Raw genomic sequence first — 22,418 nt, 5'->3', positions numbered from 1 at the left:
ATCAGTGGCCTCCCGCTGTGGAACCGGCCACGGCAAAACCGGGAATCGCGACTTTTTTCTCGATCAAGGACATCAGCAGCACCACCAGCAAATTGACGGCGATATAAATGATGGTCGCCGCCGAAAACGCTTCGAATACCTGGAACGAGAATTCCTGGATCGCGCGCGCGCTGGCGGTCAATTCGATCAGGCCGATGGTCAGCGCCACCGAACTGTTCTTGATGATGTTGAGAAATTCACTGCTCAGCGGCGGCAAGATCACCCGCGTGGCCATCGGCAATAAAATGTAACGGTAGGTTTGCGGCAAAGTCAGCCCCAGCGCGGTGCCCGCCAGTTTCTGGCCGCGCGGCAAGGACTGGATGCCGGTCGCCACCTGGATCGCCACCCGCGACGAGGTGAACGTGCCGAGGCACAAGACGGCGGTGACAAACGGTGCGTTCGGCAGCGACTTGACCCAGTCGCCCGCCGCTTGCGGCAACAGTTCCGGCATCACGAAATACCACAAGAACATTTGCACCAGCAATGGTATGTTGCGAAACAATTCGATGTAGGCATTCGCCAGCGCCACCAGCCATTTATTCGGCAAGGTGCGCAGGGTGCCGATCACCAGGCCCAGGCCCAGCGCCATGATCCACGCCACACCCGCCGTGGCCAGCGTCCACGTCAAGCCGGACCACAATGTGTCCATATACGTGCCGACGCCATCGGGAGACATTTCCCAGTAAATGCGCCAATTCCAGTGGTAGTTCATATTCATCCTTCCGCTGCGGCCATGGTGAGCGTGTGCAATGAAAAAGGGAGGCCCACGCCCCCCGTCTTGTCACACAACGTTCTTATTTTTTCTTTTTATCCGACGTCTTTTGCGCTTCCGGCACGGCCGCGTAAGCCGCCGGATCGCCGGAGTCGGTCGGCTTGGCGATCACCGCTTTTAATTGCGGCGGCATCGGGAAGTTCAGGTTGATGTTTTTCGGTGGAATCGGCGAGGTGAACCACTTGGCGTAGATGCGCTGGATTTCGTCGGATTTGTACAAACGGACCAGCGCATCGTCGACTACTTTCTTGAACGCAGGATCATTCTTGCGCAACATGATGCCGTACGGTTCGACCGACAGCGCATCCTTGCTGATTTCGTAATCGCCCGGATTTTTCGCATTCGCCACTTGCGACGCCAGCAAGATATCGTCATTCGCCTCGGCCACCGCGCGGCCGGTTTCCAGCATCAGGAACGATTCCGGATGGTCCTTGCCGATGGCGATATTCAAGCCCAGGTTTTGTTCCTTGTTCAAGATCGTCATCTGCTTGACGGTCGACGTGCCGGCGGTGGCGACCAGCGTCTTGCCGCGCAGGTCGGCGATGCTCTTGATGTTCGACGATTTTTTGGACAGGATGCGGTTGCCGATCACAAACATCGTCGGCGCGAACGCGACTTGCTGCTGGCGCTCCAGGTTATTGGTGGTCGAGCCGCATTCGAGGTCGATGGTGCCGTTCGCCATCAGCGGGATGCGGTTGGCCGAGGTCACCGGGCTCATCACCACTTTCAATTCGGTCAGGCCGAGGCTCTTTTGCACGGCGGTGACCGCCTTCATGCACAAGTCGATCGAATAACCCTGGTATTGCTGCTTGTCGTCGAGGTAGGAAAATGGCACGGAGCCATCGCGTACGCCGAGCGTGATGACACCGGTCTTCTTGATTTTTGCCAAGGTACCCGTCAATTCCTGGGCCTGGGCCTGGCCGGCGACGAAGGACATGCTGCTGATGATACCGGCGCCGAGCAAGGCAGCGACAGTTTTGCCTGATTTCATAGATTCTCCTGAGCGGACCAAGCGGCGTCATGACGCCGCGGTTAAGAGACGGAGGTGAGGCTGCCACCAATTCAACCGGATTTTATTGCATTTTTAGCTCTGGAATCAGCGATTCACGTCCATATCGCCAAATAAACATGGCTAAATATGCAATCGACCGTTGAATGTGGCTTTTTTTGCACGCCGCCCAGGAAAACGTTTTATACCAGCGCCTCCTGCTTGTCGCCACTGGCCTCGTCTTCATCCTGGCGTGCCTGCTGGCGTTGCCACATTTGCGCATATAAACCGTTGGCCGCCAACAAGGATGGATGGGTGCCGCGCTCGACGATGCGGCCATGGTCGAGCACCAGGATTTGCTGGGCGTCGGCCACCGTCGACAAGCGGTGCGCGATCACCAGCGTGGTGCGGTTCCTGGCGATCTCTTTCAGTTGCGCCTGGATCGCCTGCTCGGCCTTCGAGTCGAGCGCCGACGTCGCTTCGTCGAAAATCAGGATGGCCGGATTTTTCAACAGGGTGCGGGCAATCGCCACCCGCTGTTTTTCGCCGCCCGACAATTTCAAGCCCCGTTCGCCAACCATCGAGGCATAACCGTCCGGCAAGCTCTCGATAAAATCGTGGATCGACGCCGCCTTCGCCGCGGCAATGATATCGGCCTTGCTGGCGCCGGTCTTGCCGTAGGCGATGTTGTATTCGATGGTGTCGTTGAACAGCACCGTATCTTGCGGCACGATGCCGATTGCGCCGCGCAAGGAATCCTGGGTCATATTGCGCAAGTCCTGGCCATCGATGGTGATCGCGCCGCCGTTGACTTCGTAAAAACGGAACAGCAGCCGCGACAAGGTCGACTTGCCGGAACCGCTATGGCCGACCACCGCCGTGGTGGTGCCGGCGGCGATCGTGAAATCGACGTCGAACAGGATTTGCCGGTTCGCCTCGTAACTGAAATCGACATGTGAAAACTGCAGTTGCGCGCCATGCGTGACCAGAGGTAGCGCTTGCGGCGCATCGGCGATTTCGCGGTTTTGATCGAGCAGTGAAAACAGCCGTTCCATGTCGGCCAGGCTTTGCTTGATTTCGCGGTAAATCACGCCGAGGAAATTGAGCGGAATATACAGCTGGATCATGAAGGCGTTCACCAGCACCAGGTCGCCCAGCGTCATCTTGCCGTCGATCACGCCCTGGGTCGCGCGCCACAGGATCAGCGTGACGGCAGTGGCAATGATCAAGGACTGGCCGGTATTGAGCAGCGATAAAGACGTCTGCGATTTCACGGCCGCCGTTTCAAACCGCTGCAAGCCTTCGTCGTAGCGCTGCGCCTCGTAATCCTCATTGCCGAAGTATTTCACCGTTTCATAGTTGATCAGCGAATCGATGGCCTTGGTATTGGCTTTCGAATCCAGGTCGTTCATGGTACGGCGGAAATGCGTGCGCCAATCGGTGACGAACACGGTAAAACCGATGTACAGCACCAGCGCGACCAAGGTGATCACGCTGAACCAGATATCGTAATGGGTCACCAGGTAGCCCAGCACCAGCGTGATCTCGACCAGCGTCGGCAGGATGTTGAACAGCGTGTACGAAATCAGCGAACCGACGCCGCGCGTGCCGCGCTCGATATCGCGCGTCATGCCGCCGGTCTGGCGGTTCAGGTGGAAACGCAGCGACAGCGCATGCAAATGGCGGAACACCTTCAGCGCAATGATGCGCACGGCGCGCTGCGTGACGCGGGCGAACAGGAATTCGCGCAGCTCGGTAAAGATCGTGGTCGACACGCGCAGCAAACCGTAGGCCGCCAATATACCCAGCGGCAATACCAGCATCGCTTGCGGATGGGCGGCCGTGATGCTCATCGCATCGACCAGTTTTTTCAGGACCAGCGGCACGCCGACGTTGGCCAGCTTGGCGCCGACCAGACACAGCAGCGCTACCAGCACGCGCCATTTATAGACCCATAAATAGGGCAGCAAGGTTTTCAAGGTGGCAAAATCGCTGCGCGTCGGCGCCGCTTTGGCGCTGTTGCCTGCATTCGGAGGGAGGGGAGTTGGATGACGGCGCATGGCAGAGTGGGACTTTTTATGGTTCAATCTGGACAATTGTAGCCTTTCATGAGAATTCACGATGACCGCCCCCACGATCCCGTCCGAAAACTGCCTGCCAGCCGGCCTTCCAACAGGAAAAATGCCTGAATTGCGCATGATGCCGGGACCGGCCGACGCCAATGTCTATGGCGACGTGTTCGGCGGCTGGATCATGGCCCAGGTCGATATCGCCGGTTCGCTGCCGGCCACGCGGCGCGCCAACGGCCGCGTCGCGACCATCGCCGTCAATTCCTTCGTCTTCAAAAACCCCGTCTTCATCGGCGATCTGCTCACCTTCTACGCCGATATCGTCAAGGTCGGCAATACTTCGATCACCGTCAACGTGGAAGTCTATGCCGAGCGTAACCGCCTGCAGGCATGCATCGTCAAAGTGACCGAAGCGACGCTGACCTATGTCGCCACCGATTCCAACCGCAAGCCGCGCAAAGTACCACCGATCGAAACCCTGCTCTCCTGAGCCGCTCCCGGCATGGAGGGCGGACCTTGCATCTTGCTGCAGACGTCGAGCCGGCTGGCCGGTCTGGCCGCGCTGACGGTCCGTTCAGTGCGCGCCATAGCGGCCTGAAGACGCTGAAAAACTGGCAGGAAAACAAGCTGGCGCCCGTGTCGCCTATCGTGGCCGACGCAACAGTGGCCAACCACCAGCGCACGCGCCCGATGCGCCCTTACAACACCTATCCGAAGCTCACCCGAGTTGCCGGCAGCTCGATCAATCTCGCGTAAAACCACACCTGCGCTACGCTGTTTCCCTCGTGTGTCCGGCTCACGATGAAGAGGATATTTATGATCCTGAAATAAAAAATATTGTTCGATTATCGCACTTATGTCCCTTAATCGTACATTGTAGATCTATACTATGCTGAAAATCGGATTCCGACCGGAATCCAAATCTACAATAACGAGAGACAATATGAAACGCTACATTCTGCCCGTGCTGGCAACTGCCACGCTCGCCGTGGCGGCGCCATCGGACGCACAAAACAACAGATCCGATGCGATCGCGCTCGTTGATAAAGCCGTTGCGAACATTCAGAAAAAAGGCATCGAAGATGCCTGCAAGGATTTTGCTGATGCCAAATCAGGCTATATCAAAGGCGATCTTTATGTTTTTGTACACAATGACAGCGCCAGCATGATCTGCCACGCGACCAACCCCAAGCTGAATGGCCGGGCCATGGTCGAGTTGAAGGACGCCGACGGCAAGTTCTTCGTCAAGGAAATGCGTGATCGCGCCATGGCGGGCGAAAGCGCCTGGATCAACTACATCTGGCTCAATCCCGTCACAAAGGCGCTGGAGGAAAAATCCTCTTATGTACGCAAAGCCACCAATCAGTACTGGGTAGGCGTCGGCATTTACCAAAAAAAATAAAGAGTTAACTCGGGAGACACTCATGCAAACGCAAGCTCTGGACGTCCTGGATTTTATTAACCGCGAACGCTTTTCCCGCTATCAGTGGATGATTTTCGCGCTGTGCTTTTTCATCGTATTACTGGATGGCTTCGATACCGCGGCAATCGGCTTCATCGCACCATCGCTGATGAAGGATTGGGGCATCGCAAAGCCTGATCTTGCTCCCGTGCTGAGCGCGGCGCTGTTTGGCCTGGCAGCCGGCGCCCTGACCTCCGGCCCGCTGGCGGACCGTTACGGCCGCCGCGTCATCCTGCTGGTGTCGATCTTCATTTTTGGCAGCGCTTGCGGCGCCTCCGCATTTTCCAGCAGCCTGCAGGAACTGACTGTACTGCGCTTCATTACCGGCCTGGGCCTGGGCGCGGCGATGCCGAACGCAGTCACGCTGACCAGCGAGTTCAGCCCGGATGCACGCCGTGCAACGCTGACCAACGCGATGTTTTGCGGCTTCCCGCTGGGCGCTGCGCTGGGGGGGTTCCTGGTAGCATGGATGATCCCCATCTGGGGCTGGCGCAGTGTGCTGATAATCGGCGGTGCTGCGCCGCTGGTACTCATGCTGGTCATGTTATTCACGCTGCCGGAGTCGGTGCGCCACATGGTCGCCAAGGCCTATCCTGCCGGGCGCATTCGCGCGGTGCTGAGCCGCATTTCCGCCACCGCGGCCATGGCCACCTCGTTCACCATGAAAGAAGCTGGCCGTCAAAGCGACAGTGCTGACGGCGAGAGCGGTATCGCCATGCTGTTCCAGCCGCGCTACCTGGTCGGTACTTGCATGCTGTGGCTGGCCTACTTCATGGGTCTGATGATCTTCTACGCTCTGGTCAACTGGATGCCGGTGCTATTCAAGGATGCCGGCCTGACGCCCAAGACCGCGACGCTGATTTCGGCCCTGTTCCCGCTGGGCGGCGTTGGCGCCGTATTATTCGGCTGGTTAATGGACCGCTATAACGCCAATCGCGTGATTGCCAGCGGCTATGCACTGACGGCAGTCGCGATTTACGGAATCGGCCAGGTGGCGGACAATGTCGGCTTGCTGACGCTAGTGGTATTTGTTGCCGGCGCCCTGATGAACACCGCGCAATCGTCGTTGCCAGCGCTGGCCGCGGCCTACTACCCTACCCGCGGCCGGGCCACCGGCGTTGCCTGGATGCTGGGTCTGGGCCGCTTCGGCGGTATTGCCGGCTCCTTCCTGGTCGCGGAACTTTCTCGCCGCCAGGTGGGCTTCGCCCAGGTGTTTACCGTGGTTGCGCTGGCAGCGCTGGTTTCCATGGTGGCCCTGCTGATCAAACAAGCGGCAGACCGTCACAAACCAGATCCGGTGATGGTTACGAACGCTAACGGCCACTGAGGAACCTGGGATCCAGCAGCGATGCGGCCGGTACCGGCCGCCCGGTTCATCACCAAGATGTGCCTGCATGATCACATGATGTTTGCCGTAAGGCATGCCGCGGGTGATGTCGCTGGCCTGTCCGGCCAGCTTCAGCCTGGCCAGCAGTTGCATCACCTCGCGCGGGATTTATACCCTCTCGATGATCAGCGCTATGCCTTGTCCGACGCCGATACACATAGTACACAATGCGTAGCGTCCACCTGTTCGATGCAGCTGATAAGTCGCGCTCGTCACCAGCCGCGCGCCGCTCATGCCCAGCGGGTGGCCCAGCGCAATCGCGCCGCCGTTCGGGTTGACGCGCGTATCGTCGTCACGCAGACCCAGCTCGCGCAGAACGGCCAGGCCCTGTGCGGCAAATGCTTCGTTCAGCTCGATCACATCCATCTGCTCCAGCGTCAAGCCGGTCTGGCGCAGCAACTTCCGCACCGCCGGCACCGGGCCAATGCCCATCACGCGCGGCGCCACGCCGGCGCTGGCCATGCCGACGATGCGCGCCAGCGGTTGCAGTCCATTTTCCTTGGCAGCTTGCGCGCTGGCGATCAGCAGCGCACAGGCGCCGTCGTTGATGCCGGAGGCATTGCCCGCGGTGACCGAGCCATCGGCACGGACCACGCCTTTCAGCTTGGCCAGCGCTTCCGGGGTGGTGGCGCGTGGATGCTCATCCTGGGCGAACACGAGCGGATCGCCTTTTTTCTGATGAATCGTCACCGGCACGATTTCCTGCCTGAACACGCCTGCCGCGATGGCGGCGGCAGTCTTGTTCTGGCTGGCCAGTGCAAACCTGTCCTGGTCTTCGCGGCTGATCTTGTAATCGGCGGCGACGTTCTCAGCGGTCTCCGGCATGGTTTCGGTGCCGTAGGCTTCCTTCAGCGCCCGGTTGACGAAGCGCCAGCCCATGGTGGTGTCTTCGATCCTGGCGCCACGCGAGAACGCGCTGTCGGCCTTGCCCATGACATAAGGCGCACGGGTCATCGACTCGACGCCGCCGGCAATCATCAGGCTGGCCTGGCCGGACTGGATGGCGCGCGCGGCAATGCCGATCGCGTCCATGCCGGAACCGCACAGACGGTTGACGGTGGTGCCGGGCAATTCCTGCGGCAGACCGGCCAGCAGCAGCGACATGCGCGCCACATTGCGGTTATCTTCGCCGGCCTGGTTGGCGCAGCCGTAGATCAAGTCATCCACCTGATCCCACTTCACTCCCGGATTACGCTCCACCAACGCGCGCAGCGGAATCGCGCCCAGGTCATCGGCACGCACGTCTTTCAGGGAACCGCCATAGCGGCCAATCGGCGTGCGGATGGCGTCGCAGATAAATGCATCAGTCATGGATTATCCTTTCGTCAGTGGCGCGGCAGTCGCGGCCTGCAGTTCGTCAAAGCTCAGGCCAGGCGCCATTTCGCGTACAACCAGGCCATCAGCGGTCACGTCCAGCACCGCCATGTCGGTATAGATGCGGCTCACGCAAGCCATCGCAGTCAGCGGATAGCTGCACGCTTCAACGATTTTGCTTGCGCCGGTTTTGGTCTGCTGTTCCATCATCACGAACACCTGCCTGGCGCCCAGCGCCAGGTCCATCGCGCCGCCCACCGCCGGAATCGCATCCGGCGCGCCGGTGTGCCAGTTGGCCAGGTCGCCGTTGGCCGATACCTGGAACGCGCCCAGCACGCAGATGTCAAGGTGGCCGCCGCGCATCATCGCGAACGAGTCGGCATGGTGGAAGAAGGCCCCGCCGGTCAGCAGCGTCACCGGCTGCTTGCCGGCGTTGATCAGGTCATCGTCCTCTTCGCCCGGCGCTGGTGCCGGGCCCATGCCCAGCAGACCGTTCTCGCTGTGCAGGAAAACTTCGCGCTCGGCCGGCAGATAGTTGGCAACCCTGGTTGGCAGGCCGATGCCCAGGTTGACGTATGCGCCCTCCTGGATATCCTGCGCCACGCGTGCGGCCATCTGGTCGCGGGTGTAACGGTTCGTCATGCTGCCTCCCTCACTATGCGCTGGACAAAGATGCCAGGGGTGACGATCACTTCAGGATCCAGTTCACCCAATGCCACCACCTGCTGTACTTGCGCGATGGCGGTCTTGGCGGCCATCGCCATGATGGGGCCGAAATTGCGCGCGGTCTTGCGATACACCAGGTTGCCCCAGCGGTCGCCACGCAACGCCTTGATCAGCGCGAAGTCAGCGTGTATCGGCGACTCCAGCACGTAATGACGGCCGTTGATCAGGCGCGTTTCCTTGCCTTCGGCCAGTTGGGTGCCGTAGCCGGTCGGCGTGAAGAAGCCGCCAATGCCGGCGCCGGCGGCACGGATGCGTTCCGCCAGGTTGCCCTGCGGGGTCAGTTCCAGTTCGATTTCGCCGGCGCGGTACAGCGCATCGAAGTGATGCGAATCGGCCTGGCGCGGGAACGAGCAGATGATTTTGCGCACGCGCTTGGCCTTCAGCAGCGCGGCCAGGCCGGTCTCGCCGTTGCCGGCATTGTTGTTGACGATGGTGAGGTCACGCGCTCCCTGGACGATCAGGGCGTCGATCAGGGCGGACGGCATGCCGGCGTTGCCGAAGCCGCCGATCATCACCGTGGCGCCGTCGTGGATATCCGCCACGGCGCGCTCCAGCGATTCAAAAATTTTATCAATCATAGTTAACCTTAGTAATACACATTGTGCGATAATCGAACTATTAATTGATTATCGCACATCTAGTGTATGACTTTGAGATAGCTAAGGTCAAGCAGAAAAACGTCTATTGATTCTTTGTCTGTATTAAAATCACGCTATGTCTACAGCCATTCACACACCATCAGAAGCAGCAGAGATTGACGACGGCCGGGAACAGTCTATCGCCGAACAGATCGATGCATTGACCGACCCCAGCTTTATGACTTCGCTTGCGCGCGGTCTCGCTGTGCTGCAGGCTTTCAGCGATTCGCGCAAGCCGCAAACCATTGCCGGCATCAGCCAAAAAACCGGCATTCCGCGCGCCGCCGTGCGCCGTTGTCTGCATACGCTGCGCGAGCTCGGCTACGTGGGCGCGGAACTGAACAACTTCTCGCTGCGGCCTAAAGTCCTGACCCTGGGCTATTCCTATCTGTCCTCGACGCCGCTGACGGTGTCGGCCCAGCCCTACCTGAACAACATCAGCCGCGCGCTCAATGAATCGAGCTCGCTGGCGGTACTGGAAGATGGCGAAGTGCTGTACGTGGCGCGCGCTGCGACCTCGCGCGTCATGTCGGTAGCCCTGAATACCGGCAGCCGTCTGCCCGCATACTGTACTGCGCTGGGCCGCGTGATGCTGGCGCACCTGCCGCCCTTCGAACTCGACGCCTACTTGCAGAAAACCAAGCTGCGTCCGATGACCGACAAGACCGTGGTCAGCCAGAAGCGCCTGCGCACCATTCTGGCTGACGTGCAGCGCGACGGTTATGCGATCAACGACGAGGAACTGGAGCTGGGTCTGCGTTCGATCGCGGTACCAGTACGCGGCACTTCAGGCGCCGTACTGGCGGCACTCAACGTCGGCGTGCAGGCAGCGCGCGTCAGCATCGAGCAACTGGAAAAGGAATTCCTGCCCGTGCTGCAACGCGGCGCGCAGGAACTCTCGATACTGCTGCCTTAGAACCCGCTTATGCTGCCTTGCCCCTTCCAGTATGCCTCTTACCGCTTCAAATTGTTCCCTGCTAATATCGCTCGGGTAAATCTTTCTGGACATTTCGTTACCGCTCCATAGTTCAACTCATGGAGCGTTTGACACCAAAATATTAAACAGGTTCTTAAAACGCGTGGCGCAGGCCGGCCATGACGCCATTCTGGTTCTTGCCGGTGCCGACGGTACCGCCCGCATCCAGCGCCACCGCCGACTGCGCCGCATTCTTCATGCGCGCAACGCCGCCATAGAGCGCAGTGCGTTTCGACAGATGGTAGGTCAGGCGCGCCACCAGCAGCGTAGCGTCGTCAGCGCTGTTTTTCACATCCTTCTTCGCGACCTGGGTATCGAGCGTGGTGAACCGGTTGACTGGATAGTTCAGGCCAATAAAATAAAGGTCTGACTCGGTCAGGCCGGTGGCGGCGCGCGTGCTGCGGTCGATAATGCCGGCGCCGATCTTGCCTTTGCCGACTTTGAAATACCCATTGGCTGTGACGCGCTTGTCGCTGTTATTACTGCCGGTCAGGCCGTTGGCGGCGCCGGTATTACCGTACATGATGTCGTAAGAGACGTTGAAGCCGTAGGCCGGCACTTCATAACCCAACAGACCAGTCACCTGGCGGCATGCCCTGGAGTTGCCGGCCACTTCACCGGCGCAGGCAGTCGCTGCAGGGCCGCCAGCCGATGAAGCATCACGGCCGGTACTATAGGTGGCGCCAACGATCCAGCCATTGAAGTCGCCCAGGTAGCCAATCGCATTGTCGCTGCGCGCATTGGGCAGATACGGGTCAATACTGCCGATGGAGAACAGGTTTGGCCCCATGACGTCCGACTTCAGGTTGGAGATATACGTCATATTGATCTGACGCCCCAGGGTGACGGCGCCAAAGTCGCCCTTGAGGCCAACGCTGGCCTGGCGACCGAACAAACGATTGCCCTGGCTCATGCCGCCGGTGTCCATGGTCAAGCCAGCCTCCAGCGTAAACATCGCAGACAGGCCGCCATCCAGAGCTTCCGTGCCACGCACGCCGATACGCGACGGCAAGGAACCCGTCAGCGAAGGCATTTTCACTAACGTACCGCCGTTCGGATTGACGTTGGTGACATAGGCCAATCCCGTATCAAGCAGACCGTACATGGTCACATTGCCTTGTGCGATCGCCCCGCATGAACCTGCCCCAGCCAGCAGCGCGATGACACCGCGCATAGTTTGTTTCATTACTGTCTCCTGTTATTATATTTTATTGTTCGATTATCGAACTATAGATTGACAATCGAACATACGCCGATAGTATGACTCCAATCAGCGATTGTCAAGAAAGTAGGATGGCAAGCTTGCGACAGTCGCCAAGAATCTATCCATTAGGAAGCGTCGCCGGCTGGCTGCTCATCGTTGGCGTGGGCCAGGCGCGCGCAGGACGCATGGCCAGCCAGGCGACGACGGAGCACGAAGATCCACGCTGCCCAAGGGTGCTCGGCAGGCGATGTATTCGCGACCGGGACAGGCTCCAGATAGGCCGTGGAAAAGAGTAAAGTTTGAAGCAATCCTGCCGCTGCCGCGAAACGTGGGGAAGCGCAGCAAGCCGGCGCTGCTGATCCTGGGCGCGCGAAGCGTGAAAAACAAGGATACGGCCGGTAGCAGAGATTACGGCGTGGGCAGACGGGTTTCAGGTACCCGTGTCATATGGGCGTGGACTCACAAGGATTACCCACGCCATTGCCGTGCCCGGCACTGAAACAGACGACTGTGGAAGAACTGCGAGCGATGGCTCCATGCCAGCTTGCAGTTCATTCAGCGCGGTATTGCTCAGAAGATCTTGAACACATCCTGAGGCATGGCCCGATATTCGATGTGCACAAACATCAGTTGCTGCCTTCGGAGCTATCTTCGCATCAAGCCGCTGCCTTTTCATCGCGCAATTGGCGGCGCAAGATCTTGCCGACGTTGGTCTTCGGTAATTCATCGCGGAACTCGATGTATTTCGGTTTCTTGTAAGCCGTCAATTCATGCTTGCAGAAATCGAGCAACTGTTCCGCCGTCAAATTCGGGTCCTTGCGCACCACGAACAGTTTCACCGCTTCGCCGGCATTCTTGTCCGGCACGCCGATGCACGCCACTTCCAGCACGCCCGGATGGGCCGCCACCACGCCCTCGACTTCATTCGGATACACATTGAAGCCGGACACGATGATCATGTCTTTCTTGCGGTCGACGATACGGGTACAACCGCGCTCATCCATGATGCCGACGTCGCCCGTCTTGAAGAAACCGTCAGGCGTCATCGACTTGGCGGTTTCATCCGGCCGGTTCCAGTAACCGGCCATCACTTGCGGGCCGCGGATGGCAATTTCGCCCGGTTGGCCAAACGGTACCGGCTGGCCATCGTCGTCCAGGATCACCACTTCGGTCGATGGCAGCGGGAAACCGATGGTACCGGTGAATTCCTTGATGTCGACCCGGTTGGCGGTCGCCACCGGCGAAGTTTCCGACAAACCATAACCTTCGATGATCGGCGTGCCGGTCAGCTTCAGCCAACGGTCCGCCACCACTTGCTGCACCGCCATGCCGCCGCTGTTGCACACCTTGTAGCTGGAAAAATCGAGCTTGGCGAAATCGGCATTATTGAGCAGCGCGTTGTACAGCGTATTCACCGCCGGGAATACGGTGACCTTGAATTTAGCCAATTGCTTGACGAAACCGGGAATGTCGCGCGGATTCGGGATCAGCACATTCAAGCCGCCCATGCGCATGCCCATGAAAGCGCCGACGGTCAGCGAATAAATATGGTACAGCGGCAAGGCCGACACGAAGACGACCTGTTCCGCTTGTGGCTTCATGTCCAGCCACGCTTCGTTTTGCAGCACATTGGCGATCACATTACGGTGCAGCAGCACGGCGCCCTTGGCGATCCCGGTGGTGCCGCCGGTGTATTGCAGGAAGGCGATATCGTCATGGCCCAGCGTGACCGGTTTCAACGTCAGCCGCGCCCCTTCGGACAGCACGGTATTGAATGCTATCGCGCCCGGCAAGGAATACGCAGGCACCATTTTCTTGATCTTGCGCACCACTAAATTGACGATCATGCCTTTCAGGCCGCCCATCAAATCGCCCATCGTGGCGACAATCACCTGCTTGATCTGGGTGTCGGCCAGCACCTGCTCCACGGTGGTGGCGAAGTTTTCCAGCACGATGATGATTTCGGCGCCCGAATCGATCAATTGATGGCGCAATTCGCGCGGCGTGTAGAGCGGATTGACGTTCACCACGGTGTAGCCGGCACGCAAGATCGCCGCCATCGCGACGGGATATTGCAATACGTTCGGCAACATGATCGCGACCCGCGCGCCCGGTTGCAAACCACGGCTTTGCAGCCAGGCCGCCATCCGTTGCGACAACTGATCCACTTCACGGTAGGTCATGGATTTATCCATGCAAGAAAAAGCTGTGCTGTCGGCATATTTGTGGAACGATTCTTCCAGCAAATGGGTGACCGAACGGAACTGGGTAATATCGATTTCCGCAGGGACGTTGTCGGGGTATGACTTTAACCAAATCTTGTCCATCTATTGCCTCATCTATTTTCTATATTTATTAAAGAGGACGCGCCGCTGCACGCCCCCTGTCTCAACGTTCTTGTCGCTATCGTTTCTTGCTACTTTCATGCCGCCTGTTTTTCATCGCGCAGCACGCGCCGCAAAATCTTGCCGACATTAGACTTCGGCAACTCCTCGCGGAACTCGATGTGTTTCGGCTTTTTATAGCCGGTGAATTGCTCCTTGCAATAAGCCATCAGTTCATCCGCGCTCAGGTTCGGGTCCCGGCGCACCACAAACACCTTGACCGCTTCGCCGGAGTGTTCATCCGCCACGCCGATGCACGCGCATTCCAGCACCCCGGGATGGCTTGCGATCACCCCTTCCAGTTCGTTCGGATACACATTAAAACCGGACACCAGTATCATGTCTTTCTTGCGGTCGACGATCTTCACGTAACCGTCCTGATTCATGATGCCGATGTCGCCCGACTTGAAGAAGCCGTCGGCTGTCATCGACTTGGCGGTTTCATCCGGCCGGTTCCAGTAACCGGCCATCACTTGCGGGCCGCGGATCGCGATTTCTCCCGCCTGCCCCAGCGCCACCGGCTGGCCGTGATCGTCCAGGATGGCGATGTCGGTCGATGGCAGCGGCAAGCCGATGGTGCCGGAAAACTCGCTGCTGTCGGAGCGGTTGCAGGTGGCCACCGGCGACGTTTCGGACAAGCCGTAACCCTCGATGATGGCCACGCCGGTAGTTTCCAGCCAGCGGTCATTGACGGCTTGCTGCACCGCCATGCCGCCGCCATTGGCGGTTTTCAAGCCGGAAAAATCCAGGCTGGCAAAATTGGGGTGATTCAGTAGCGCGTTATACAAGGTATTTACCGCGGGCAGGATATTAAACCTATATTTGCGCAATTCCTTGATAAAACCGCCGATATCGCGCGGATTCGGGATCAGGATATTCAGGGCGCCGACACGCATGCCCCACATTGCACACGCCGTCAACGCAAAGATATGGTACAGCGGCAAGGCACAGACGATCGTCAATTCATCGACCACCGGCGCCCTGACCAGCGCCGGCATCGCCCACGCCTCGCTTTGCAGCACGTTGGCGATCACATTGCGGTGCGTCAGCGTGGCGCCCTTGGCGACGCCGGTGGTGCCGCCGGTGTATTGCAGGAACGCGGGGTCGGTCAGCGCCAGCTCGACCGGCGTCAACTTCATGCCGCTACCCAGCGACAATGCCTTGTTAAAACGCATGGCGTTCGGCAAAGAAAACGGCGGCACCATTTTCTTGATGTTGCGCACCACGAGATTGACGATCGCGCCTTTCAAGCCGCCCAGCATTTCCCCCATATTGGCGACGATGATGTGTTTTACCGTCGTGTTAGGTAACACTTGCTCCAGCGTGGTCGCAAAGTTTTCCAGGATGATGATCGCCGAACTGCCCGAATCGTTCAACTGGTGTTCCAGTTCGCGCGCCGTGTACAGCGGGTTCACATTCACCACCGTATAGCCTGCGCGCAAGATGGCGGCGATGGCGACCGGATATTGCAGCACATTGGGCATCATGATCGCCACCCGCGCGTCCTTTTTCAAGCCGCGGCTTTGCAGGAAGGCCCCCAGTTGCCTGGAATAAGTGTCGAGTTCGGCGTAGCTCAGGAATTTACCCATGCAAACATAGGCAGGACGGTCGGCATATTTTTGAAAGGATTCTTCCAGCAAATGCACCAAGGAACGATATTGATCGGGATCGATGTCAGTGGGAACGCCGGGGGGATACGACTTCAGCCAAATTTTTTCCATCCTGTGCCTCATGTCTCGAATTATCGTTATGGGATCCGGCGCACAAATGCCGGTCGGAAAACATGCAACCGGCCAATTGGGTATCGACTTGCAGTGGCTCAGGCGTCGAATTCCGGGGGCAGGCAGACTAACGAATGCTTCTGGCGAGCGAGCGCTCTATTACGCTACTAATGTGATGCTATCGGGCAGCGCCCTTCGATGCAAGCGCTTTTGCTAGTATTTGAACAAGCTTTTCAGGGGCATTTTGTGCTGCATAGCAGCACAAAAAATACGATGTTTTACTTTCCTTGGCGTCATCACTGTAGTGAAACTTTTACAGTCAGGGGCGGTTCAATTGCTCCAGGACGCGACGGCGCTCAGCCAGATCGCGTTGTGCCATTGTGTGCACCGCAGCATAAAAAGCACGAAAGGTCTTTTTTTCGACAAGTAATTTTTTGAAGGCCGGCAAGAAATCATTGTAGGTGGCGACCGAGACCAGGTGTGCATTGCTCAGCGGTTCAGCAAACCAGCGGTCATAACCGGCATAACCGCCCCAGTTTTGCTTCAAAACAAGGTATTCATCTTTCAAAGCAGTAAAGATGCGCGCCTTTTCCGCCAGCTTGCGCGGCACCGGCGCTGCGCTGTCGTAATTGACTTCCAGCGCATGCCGGTATTTCAGCAGCAGCGCCAGGAAATCCTGGCGCCTGGCCATGTATTGCTCATAATTACGGCGCATCAGGTCGCTGCCATAATGCTCCAGCCACAGCTGCACGCCAGCCTGTTCGACCGACATCGCAAACGATTCATTAAACGAAGAGTCGCCCGGTATATATACCACCTGGTGCGCCAGTTCATGGAAAATCATGCGCGCCAGTTCGGCGTCGCTGTAATGGATGAAGGTCGATAACAGCGGATCGTTGAACCAGCCCAGCGTGGAATACGCTGGCACGCCGCCGATTTGCACATCGTAATGTTGGGAACGCAATTGCCGCGCATAAGCCTGGGCATCGTCCTTGCTGTAATAGCCACGGTAACTGACGCAGCCGGCGATCGGGAAACACCATTGCAACGGTTTCAGCGATAATTCCGGCGTCGCCACCACATTCCACAACACATAAGGCCGTTTCAGCGCGGCATAGTTCTTGTAGCTGCCATTGTCCGGCAAATCCAGTTCCTGCACCGCGAAGGCGCGGATCTGGCGGGCTTTTTCCAGCCGTTCCTTGAGGCGCGCATCGGTGGCCGGATCGCCCAGCCATTCTTCGATCGGACGCGCGTCGGACCACAGCGAATATTGCCCTTTGGCAGCTTGCGCGTAATAACTCAGTTGCGTGCAACCGCCCAGCAACATCGTCAGCAGCGTCAGCGCGACGCCGCGCGCCAACCGGGGAGCAGCTCGCATCGTGGCCGCCATGATAGTCAGGTGGCCTTTTCGACCTGCACCAGCGTGTCGTAGAACGTCGGCGCGCGGCCCATGTCGGTCAGGCGCTGGCTGGTCACCTGATTGGCGTTCTTGCCGTCGCTGGCCAGCTTTTTCCACCACACCGACAAGCCGACCACCAGGCCGCGCCGCGCCTTGTCGGTGACCCTGGCCTTGGCCACGAAAGAACCCCGGTCATTGAAGATGCGCACCATGTCGCCCGGCCCGATGCCGCGCGCGGCGCTGTCTTCCGGGTGCATGTCCAAATGCGGTTCGCCTTCGGCCGAACGCAGGCTTTTGACATTGACGAAGGTTGAATTCATGAAATTGCGGGCTGGTGGAGAAATCATCGCCAGCGGATATTTGGCGGCCAACACCGGGTTGCTGGCCGACGATTCGTACGGGGGTATATAAGCCGGCAAGGGATCGAGGCCATCGGCCGCCATCGCCGCCGAATAAAACTCGCATTTGCCCGATGGCGTTGCAAAACCGCCGCGGGCGAATGGCGCATCCGGCATGGCCAGCTTTTGCCAGCCGCTGCGCTTCAATGATTCCCAGTCGAAATGCACGGCGCGCGGATGACCGGCATCGAATGCCTGGGCCGCCAGCGCATCGTCGCTTTCCTTGAAACACGGATCGTCAAAACCCATGCGCTCGGCCAGCAAACGGAACACTTCGGTATTCGGCTTGGCTTCGCCCATTGGCGTTACCGCCGCGTTATTCGCCATCATGTACAAGTGGCCATACGCCAAGTGTGCATCGACATGTTCCAGCTGCGTGGTGGCCGGCAACACGATGTCGGCGTAATCGACGGTATCGGTCTGGAAATGCTCCATCACCACGGTAAATAAATCCTCGCGCGCAAAACCCTGCTCGACCTTCGAAGAGTCCGGCGCCACCGCCAGCGGATTGGAATTGTAGACAATCACCGCCTCAACCTTCGGCCCGAATGCGCTGGACGACTCGCGCAGCAAATCATCGCCGATGGTGCTCATATTGATGGTACGCGGCTTATTTTTCAGCAAGTCGGGGCGTTGCAGCGCGGCCCGGTTGACGGGAAACGAGCCGCTGGTCGACAGCTGGATGCCGCCAGCCGGATGGCGCCACGCGCCGACTAATGCCGGCAGGCAGGCGATGTTGCGCACCGACATTCCACCGCCGCGCACCCGCTGCAGGCCGTAATTGGCGCGGATCGCCGCGCCTTCGCCATCCTTGACGGTTTGACCGTACAGCCGCGCCAGCCCGACCACCTCCTGCGCCGTGATGCCGCACACTTCGGCCACGCGCTGCGGCGGCCATTCGCCGGCGCGCTGGCTTAATTGCTCGAAACCGAGCGTGTAATCGGCGACATACGCGTGGTCGATCCAGTCTTCGGCGATCAGCACATGCATCATGCCCAAGGCCAGCGCCGCATCGGTGCCAGGCAGCAAGGCGATATGCTGGTGGCATTTGTCGGCCGTCAGCGAGCGGTAGGGATCGATGGCGATCAGCTTGGCGCCGTGCCGCTTGGCTTCTTGCGCGCGGGTCCAGAAATGCAGATTGGAGGCGATTGGATTGCCGCCCCAGATCAAGATCAATTTGGCATTCTGGAATTGTTCCAGGTCGGTGCCGATCGACGCGCCGATGGTGTAGCGGTAGCCGGTGGCGCCGGCCGTCGCGCAAATGGTGCGGTCCAGCAAGGATGCGCCCAACTGGTTAAAAAAGCGCGACGACATCGATTCGCCCTGCACCAGTCCCATCGTGCCGCAATAGCTGTACGGCAAAATCGCTTGCGGCGACCTGGCCGCCACTGCTTTGAGCCGCGCGGCGATGGTGTCGAGCGCCTCGTCCCAGCTGATGCGTTCGAACTTGCCCTCGCCTTTCTTGCCGATGCGGCGCAGCGGATACAGCAGGCGCTCGGCGTGATACGTGCGTTCGGTATAGCGTGCCACCTTGGTGCACAGCACGCCGGCGGTAGTCGGATGGTCGGGATCACCCTTGACTTCGGTGGCCACACCATTGTCCACCGTCACCAGCAAGGCGCAGGTATCGGGGCAATCGTGGGGGCAGGTGGCGCGAACTACGGTCGAGGTCATCTGGGTCATCCAATCAAGCGTATAGTGAAGATAATACTGTAAACCATTTCCACATTGACGGGATGGATCTGGCGCCGCTGGTCCCTGTGCTGGATTTTCAAGCTGAACAGCGGCTACAATGCATGATTATGCGGGCATTTTTCCGATCGAAGATGCCTGACGATCAGCGCGGCATAACGGATAACAGCGCTAGCCTATACAGGAGAGTCAGATGAAACTAGTTGATCCCATCATTGCGTTTCAATCAGAGCTGCAGCAAATACGCCGCGACCTGCATGCGCATCCCGAACTGTGTTACGAGGAACAGCGTACTTCCGACCTGGTGGCCGCCAAGCTGACGGAATGGGGCATTCCGGTGGTACGCGGCCTGGGCCGCACCGGCGTGGTCGGCATCATCAAGAATGGCAGCTCGCCACGCGCCATCGGCTTGCGCGCCGACATGGATGCGCTGCCCATGCAGGAAATTAATACTTTCGCGCATGCATCGCGCCATCCGGGCAAGATGCACGCCTGCGGCCACGACGGCCACACCGCCATGCTGCTCGGCGCGGCGCATCACCTGGCCACCCAGCGCAACTTCGACGGCACCGTCTACCTGGTGTTCCAGCCGGCCGAAGAAGGCGGCGCCGGCGCGCGCGAAATGATACGAGATGGCTTGTTTACGCAATTCCCGATGGATGCGATTTACGGCATGCATAACTGGCCAGGCGCGGCAGCCGGCACCATGAGCGTGGTCGAAGGGCCGATGATGGCGTCCAGCAATGAATTCCACGTCGTGATCAAAGGCAAGGGCGCCCACGCGGCACAGCCGCACAACAGTATCGACCCCGTCATGGTCGCGGTGCAAATCGCGCAAAGCTGGCAAACCGTAATCACGCGCAACAAAAGCCCGCTCGATACCGCGGTGCTGTCGATCACCCAAATCCATTCCGGCAGCGCGACCAACGTGATTCCTGATGAAGCGACGCTGATCGGCACGGTGCGCACCTTTACCGGTCCGGTGCTGGACTTGATCGAACAACGCATGCGGACGATCGCAGAGCATACGGCTGCCGCCTTCGATGCGGAAGTCGAATTCGCGTTCAAGCGCAACTATCCGCCGCTGGTCAATCATGCCAGGGAAACCGCGTTCGCGGTGGAAGTCATGAAAGCGGTAGTGGGCGCGGAAAATGTCGACGACCACGTCGAACCGACGATGGGCGCTGAAGACTTTGCCTTTTTCCTGCAAGAAAAGCCAGGCTGCTACATTTTCATCGGCAATGGCGACGGCGCTCACCGCGATGGCGGCCATGGCCTCGGCCCGTGCGTGTTGCACAATGGCAGCTACGACTTCAACGATAACTTGCTGCCGATCGGCGCCAGTTTCTGGGTCCGGCTGGCGGAAACCGCGTTGGCGCCTCAGTAACTCGCTACGACAATTGATCCGGGCGGCCACCCAGGCGCTGGCCCGGATTTAATGCTTCCAACGCCAACAGCGCGGCCGAATGATCGGCGGTTGCATGCCTTTCGGCGATCGACGCATAACGTTCGGTGACCAGTTGCGTCACCGGCAAATGCAGACCGGCGGCATCGGCGGCGGCCAGGATGTTATGCATGTCCTTGAGCTGGCTTTTAACCTGGCCGCCGGCGACAAAATTACGCTCAAGCATGCGCTGTCCATGGACTTCGAGTATCCGGCTGTCGGCAAAACCGCCGCGTATCGCGCCGCGCACGGCCGCTGGATCGGCGCCCGCCGCCTGTGCCAGCAGCAAGGCTTCGGCGACGATATTCAGTGTTGCACCGACAATCAACTGATTGCACAGTTTGGCGACCTGGCCGCTGCCGGCCGGACCGACCAGCGTTGGCCGTCCCATCGCCGTCAAGATCGCTTCGACGCGCGCGTAATGCACGGCGCTGCCGCCGGCCATGATCGCCAGGCTGCCCGCTTGTGCACCGCCGACGCCGCCCGACACCGGCGCATCGATGAAACCGCGGCCACACGCTGTCAACCGGGCATGGAATTGCTGCGCTTCAGCCTGCTTGGTCGAACTCATGTCGACCCATAGGGCATCGGGCGCCAGCGCCGGCAAGGCGCTGGCGATCACCTGCCCGACAACCGGGCCGGCCTCCAGCATCGAGATCACGATATCGGCATCGGATACAGCCTCAGGAATGGATCGTGCAACCGTTGCATCCAAAGATAACAACACTTCAGCCTTGCTCAGCGTGCGATTCCAAACTGTGACAGAATAGCCAGCTTGCAGCAAACGGCCTGCCATCGGTTCGCCCATCAAACCTGTACCGAGGAAAGCGATCTTTGTAGAGTATGTCACTGTGGTTCCTGTTTCCTAATATTAAGTAATTGTAAAATAGGTACTGAATTTGGCAATTCCACTACAATCAGCCGCACAACACCGATGGCTAATTTTACGATGAAAGAATATATGTCCTTCCAGAATCAAGCATTAAAATCCCTGGCGCTGGCCGCTACCTTGCTGGCCAGCCACGCGGCCTTCGCCGCCGACGACAAGCTGATCGATTCGGTCTACGGCGAATTCGCCACCGGCACCCAGACCCAGATGGTACGCGCCGGCGTAACTTCAGACTGGAGCCAGCGCTGGTTCCAATCGAACGGCACGCACCTGAGCGGCTACTGGGATGCAAGCGCCGGTGCCTGGCGCGCCAACCGCTATCAAGACGTCGAAGGCGCAAAACAGCACCTGTACGATATCGGTTTCACCCCGGTCTTCCGGTTTGAACGCGACGACAAAAAAGGTTTCTATGCTGAAGGCGGCATCGGCGTACACATGCTATCCAAGCTGTATGACAATGCCAGCTACCGTTTATCGACCCACTTCCAGTTCGGCGACCATATCGGCATCGGCTACGTGTTCGACAACAAATGGGAAGTGGGCATGAAGATCCAGCATTTCTCGAACGGCGGCTACAAAAAGCCGAACAGCGGCGTAAACTTCCTGAACGTCAAAGCGGCTTACCACTTCTGATCGATCCAGGCTCAAACAAAAAAGAGGAAGCAGGCCGCAAGCCTGCTTCCTCTTTTTTTGTCACGCCAAGCGCAAAACCGGCAGACGTAAAAAAACCCCCAACCGGATCACCGGAAGGGGGTTCTTCTTTATAACTAGCCTGACAATAACCTACTTTCACACTGGTTGCAGCACTATCATCGGCGCAGAGTTGTTTCACGGTCCTGTTCGGGATGGGAAGGGGTGGGACCAACTTGCTATGGTCATCAGGCATAACTTGTACTGACACTTGTCTCCTGCTGGA

The 22,418-nt window shown here is 58.9% G+C and carries 19 protein-coding genes and 1 rRNA gene; 7 read left to right on the top strand and 13 right to left on the bottom strand.

Going from position 1 to position 22,418, the window contains the following annotated elements:
- Position 1: 1 nt before the first annotated feature.
- The 3 genes from GJA_RS01360 to GJA_RS01350 all read right to left on the bottom strand — a co-directional run bounded on the left by GJA_RS01360 (position 2) and on the right by GJA_RS01350 (position 3,859).
- A complete protein-coding gene (locus GJA_RS01360; RefSeq protein WP_038498306.1) occupies positions 2-751 on the bottom strand; it encodes an amino acid ABC transporter permease in 750 nt (249 codons plus the stop codon).
- 82 nt (positions 752-833) lie between these two features.
- Positions 834-1,748 (bottom strand): amino acid ABC transporter substrate-binding protein, encoded by a 915-nt coding sequence (locus GJA_RS01355; RefSeq protein ID WP_051781350.1) that lies wholly within the window; start codon positions 1,746-1,748, stop codon positions 834-836.
- Positions 1,749-2,002: 254 nt separating this feature from the next.
- The gene (locus GJA_RS01350; RefSeq protein WP_038487916.1) at positions 2,003-3,859 is read right to left on the bottom strand and encodes an ABCB family ABC transporter ATP-binding protein/permease; all 1,857 of its coding nucleotides are present in this window, start codon (positions 3,857-3,859) and stop codon (positions 2,003-2,005) included.
- 136 nt (positions 3,860-3,995) lie between these two features.
- On the opposite strand from GJA_RS01350, the gene GJA_RS01345 reads away from it, so the two are divergent.
- The 4 genes from GJA_RS01345 (at position 3,996) to GJA_RS01330 (ending at position 6,657) form a co-directional block, all read left to right on the top strand.
- Complete coding sequence (locus tag GJA_RS01345) at positions 3,996-4,358, top strand: acyl-CoA thioesterase (protein ID WP_422567924.1); 363 nt, start codon at positions 3,996-3,998, stop codon at positions 4,356-4,358.
- 26 nt (positions 4,359-4,384) lie between these two features.
- Complete coding sequence (locus GJA_RS01340) at positions 4,385-4,624, top strand: hypothetical protein (RefSeq protein WP_038487909.1); 240 nt, start codon at positions 4,385-4,387, stop codon at positions 4,622-4,624.
- Between the two features lie 187 nt (positions 4,625-4,811).
- Positions 4,812-5,270, top strand: coding sequence for a cache domain-containing protein (locus tag GJA_RS01335; protein WP_038487906.1), 459 nt, complete (start codon positions 4,812-4,814; stop codon positions 5,268-5,270).
- A 22-nt stretch (positions 5,271-5,292) separates the two neighbouring features.
- Positions 5,293-6,657 carry an MFS transporter gene (locus GJA_RS01330; protein ID WP_038487903.1) on the top strand — a complete coding sequence of 455 codons (1,365 nt, stop codon included), beginning with the start codon at positions 5,293-5,295 and terminating at the stop codon, positions 6,655-6,657.
- A gap of 168 nt (positions 6,658-6,825) precedes the next feature.
- Here the strand turns inward: GJA_RS01330 and pcaF are convergent, their stop codons facing one another.
- The 3 genes from pcaF to GJA_RS01315 are packed head-to-tail and all read right to left on the bottom strand — an operon-like array spanning position 6,826 to position 9,335.
- Complete coding sequence (gene pcaF / locus GJA_RS01325; protein ID WP_038487900.1) at positions 6,826-8,028, bottom strand: 3-oxoadipyl-CoA thiolase; 1,203 nt, start codon at positions 8,026-8,028, stop codon at positions 6,826-6,828.
- 3 nt (positions 8,029-8,031) lie between these two features.
- Entirely contained in the window at positions 8,032-8,673 is a 642-nt protein-coding gene (locus GJA_RS01320) for a CoA transferase subunit B (RefSeq protein ID WP_038487896.1), read from the bottom strand.
- Positions 8,670-9,335, bottom strand: a complete 666-nt coding sequence (locus GJA_RS01315; protein ID WP_038487894.1) for a 3-oxoacid CoA-transferase subunit A — start codon at positions 9,333-9,335, stop codon at positions 8,670-8,672. The genes GJA_RS01320 and GJA_RS01315 overlap by 4 nt, the downstream gene beginning before the upstream one ends.
- A 136-nt stretch (positions 9,336-9,471) precedes the next feature.
- Here GJA_RS01315 and GJA_RS01310 point away from each other — a divergent pair, with 136 nt between their 5' ends.
- Positions 9,472-10,311 carry an IclR family transcriptional regulator domain-containing protein gene (locus tag GJA_RS01310; RefSeq protein ID WP_038487891.1) on the top strand — a complete coding sequence of 280 codons (840 nt, stop codon included), beginning with the start codon at positions 9,472-9,474 and terminating at the stop codon, positions 10,309-10,311.
- A gap of 154 nt (positions 10,312-10,465) precedes the next feature.
- Here GJA_RS01310 and GJA_RS01305 read toward each other — a convergent pair whose 3' ends face one another.
- The 5 genes from GJA_RS01305 to GJA_RS01285 all read right to left on the bottom strand — a co-directional run bounded on the left by GJA_RS01305 (position 10,466) and on the right by GJA_RS01285 (position 19,151).
- A complete protein-coding gene (locus GJA_RS01305) occupies positions 10,466-11,557 on the bottom strand; it encodes a porin (RefSeq protein ID WP_038487888.1) in 1,092 nt (363 codons plus the stop codon).
- A 674-nt stretch (positions 11,558-12,231) separates the two neighbouring features.
- Positions 12,232-13,902 carry a long-chain-fatty-acid--CoA ligase gene (locus GJA_RS01300; protein WP_038487885.1) on the bottom strand — a complete coding sequence of 557 codons (1,671 nt, stop codon included), beginning with the start codon at positions 13,900-13,902 and terminating at the stop codon, positions 12,232-12,234.
- Positions 13,903-13,997: 95 nt separating this feature from the next.
- Positions 13,998-15,680, bottom strand: a complete 1,683-nt coding sequence (locus GJA_RS01295; RefSeq protein ID WP_038487882.1) for a long-chain-fatty-acid--CoA ligase — start codon at positions 15,678-15,680, stop codon at positions 13,998-14,000.
- A 319-nt stretch (positions 15,681-15,999) separates the two neighbouring features.
- Complete coding sequence (locus GJA_RS01290) at positions 16,000-17,058, bottom strand: aminopeptidase (RefSeq protein ID WP_051780119.1); 1,059 nt, start codon at positions 17,056-17,058, stop codon at positions 16,000-16,002.
- Positions 17,059-17,075: 17 nt separating this feature from the next.
- Entirely contained in the window at positions 17,076-19,151 is a 2,076-nt protein-coding gene (locus GJA_RS01285) for a molybdopterin-containing oxidoreductase family protein (RefSeq protein WP_038498297.1), read from the bottom strand.
- Positions 19,152-19,362: 211 nt separating this feature from the next.
- On the opposite strand from GJA_RS01285, the gene GJA_RS01280 reads away from it, so the two are divergent.
- Complete coding sequence (locus GJA_RS01280; RefSeq protein WP_038487878.1) at positions 19,363-20,556, top strand: M20 aminoacylase family protein; 1,194 nt, start codon at positions 19,363-19,365, stop codon at positions 20,554-20,556.
- Between the two features lie 4 nt (positions 20,557-20,560).
- On the opposite strand, the gene GJA_RS01275 is transcribed toward GJA_RS01280, so the two are convergent.
- Positions 20,561-21,463: an NAD(P)-dependent oxidoreductase gene (locus GJA_RS01275; RefSeq protein WP_277914386.1), complete on the bottom strand. Its 903-nt coding sequence runs from the start codon at positions 21,461-21,463 to the stop codon at positions 20,561-20,563.
- 111 nt (positions 21,464-21,574) lie between these two features.
- Between GJA_RS01275 and GJA_RS01270 the strand changes: the two genes are divergently transcribed.
- Positions 21,575-22,135 (top strand): acyloxyacyl hydrolase, encoded by a 561-nt coding sequence (locus tag GJA_RS01270; protein ID WP_038498291.1) that lies wholly within the window; start codon positions 21,575-21,577, stop codon positions 22,133-22,135.
- A 137-nt stretch (positions 22,136-22,272) separates the two neighbouring features.
- Here GJA_RS01270 and rrf read toward each other — a convergent pair.
- Positions 22,273-22,385: ribosomal RNA gene (gene rrf, locus GJA_RS01265) — 5S ribosomal RNA — on the bottom strand.
- Positions 22,386-22,418 lie beyond the last annotated feature (33 nt).

Source organism: Janthinobacterium agaricidamnosum NBRC 102515 = DSM 9628, assembly GCF_000723165.1.
Classification (GTDB): Bacteria; Pseudomonadota; Gammaproteobacteria; order Burkholderiales; family Burkholderiaceae_D; genus Janthinobacterium; species Janthinobacterium agaricidamnosum.
The sequence above is the reverse complement of the archived record's forward strand: the minus strand, read 5'-3'. Positions and strand labels throughout refer to the sequence as shown.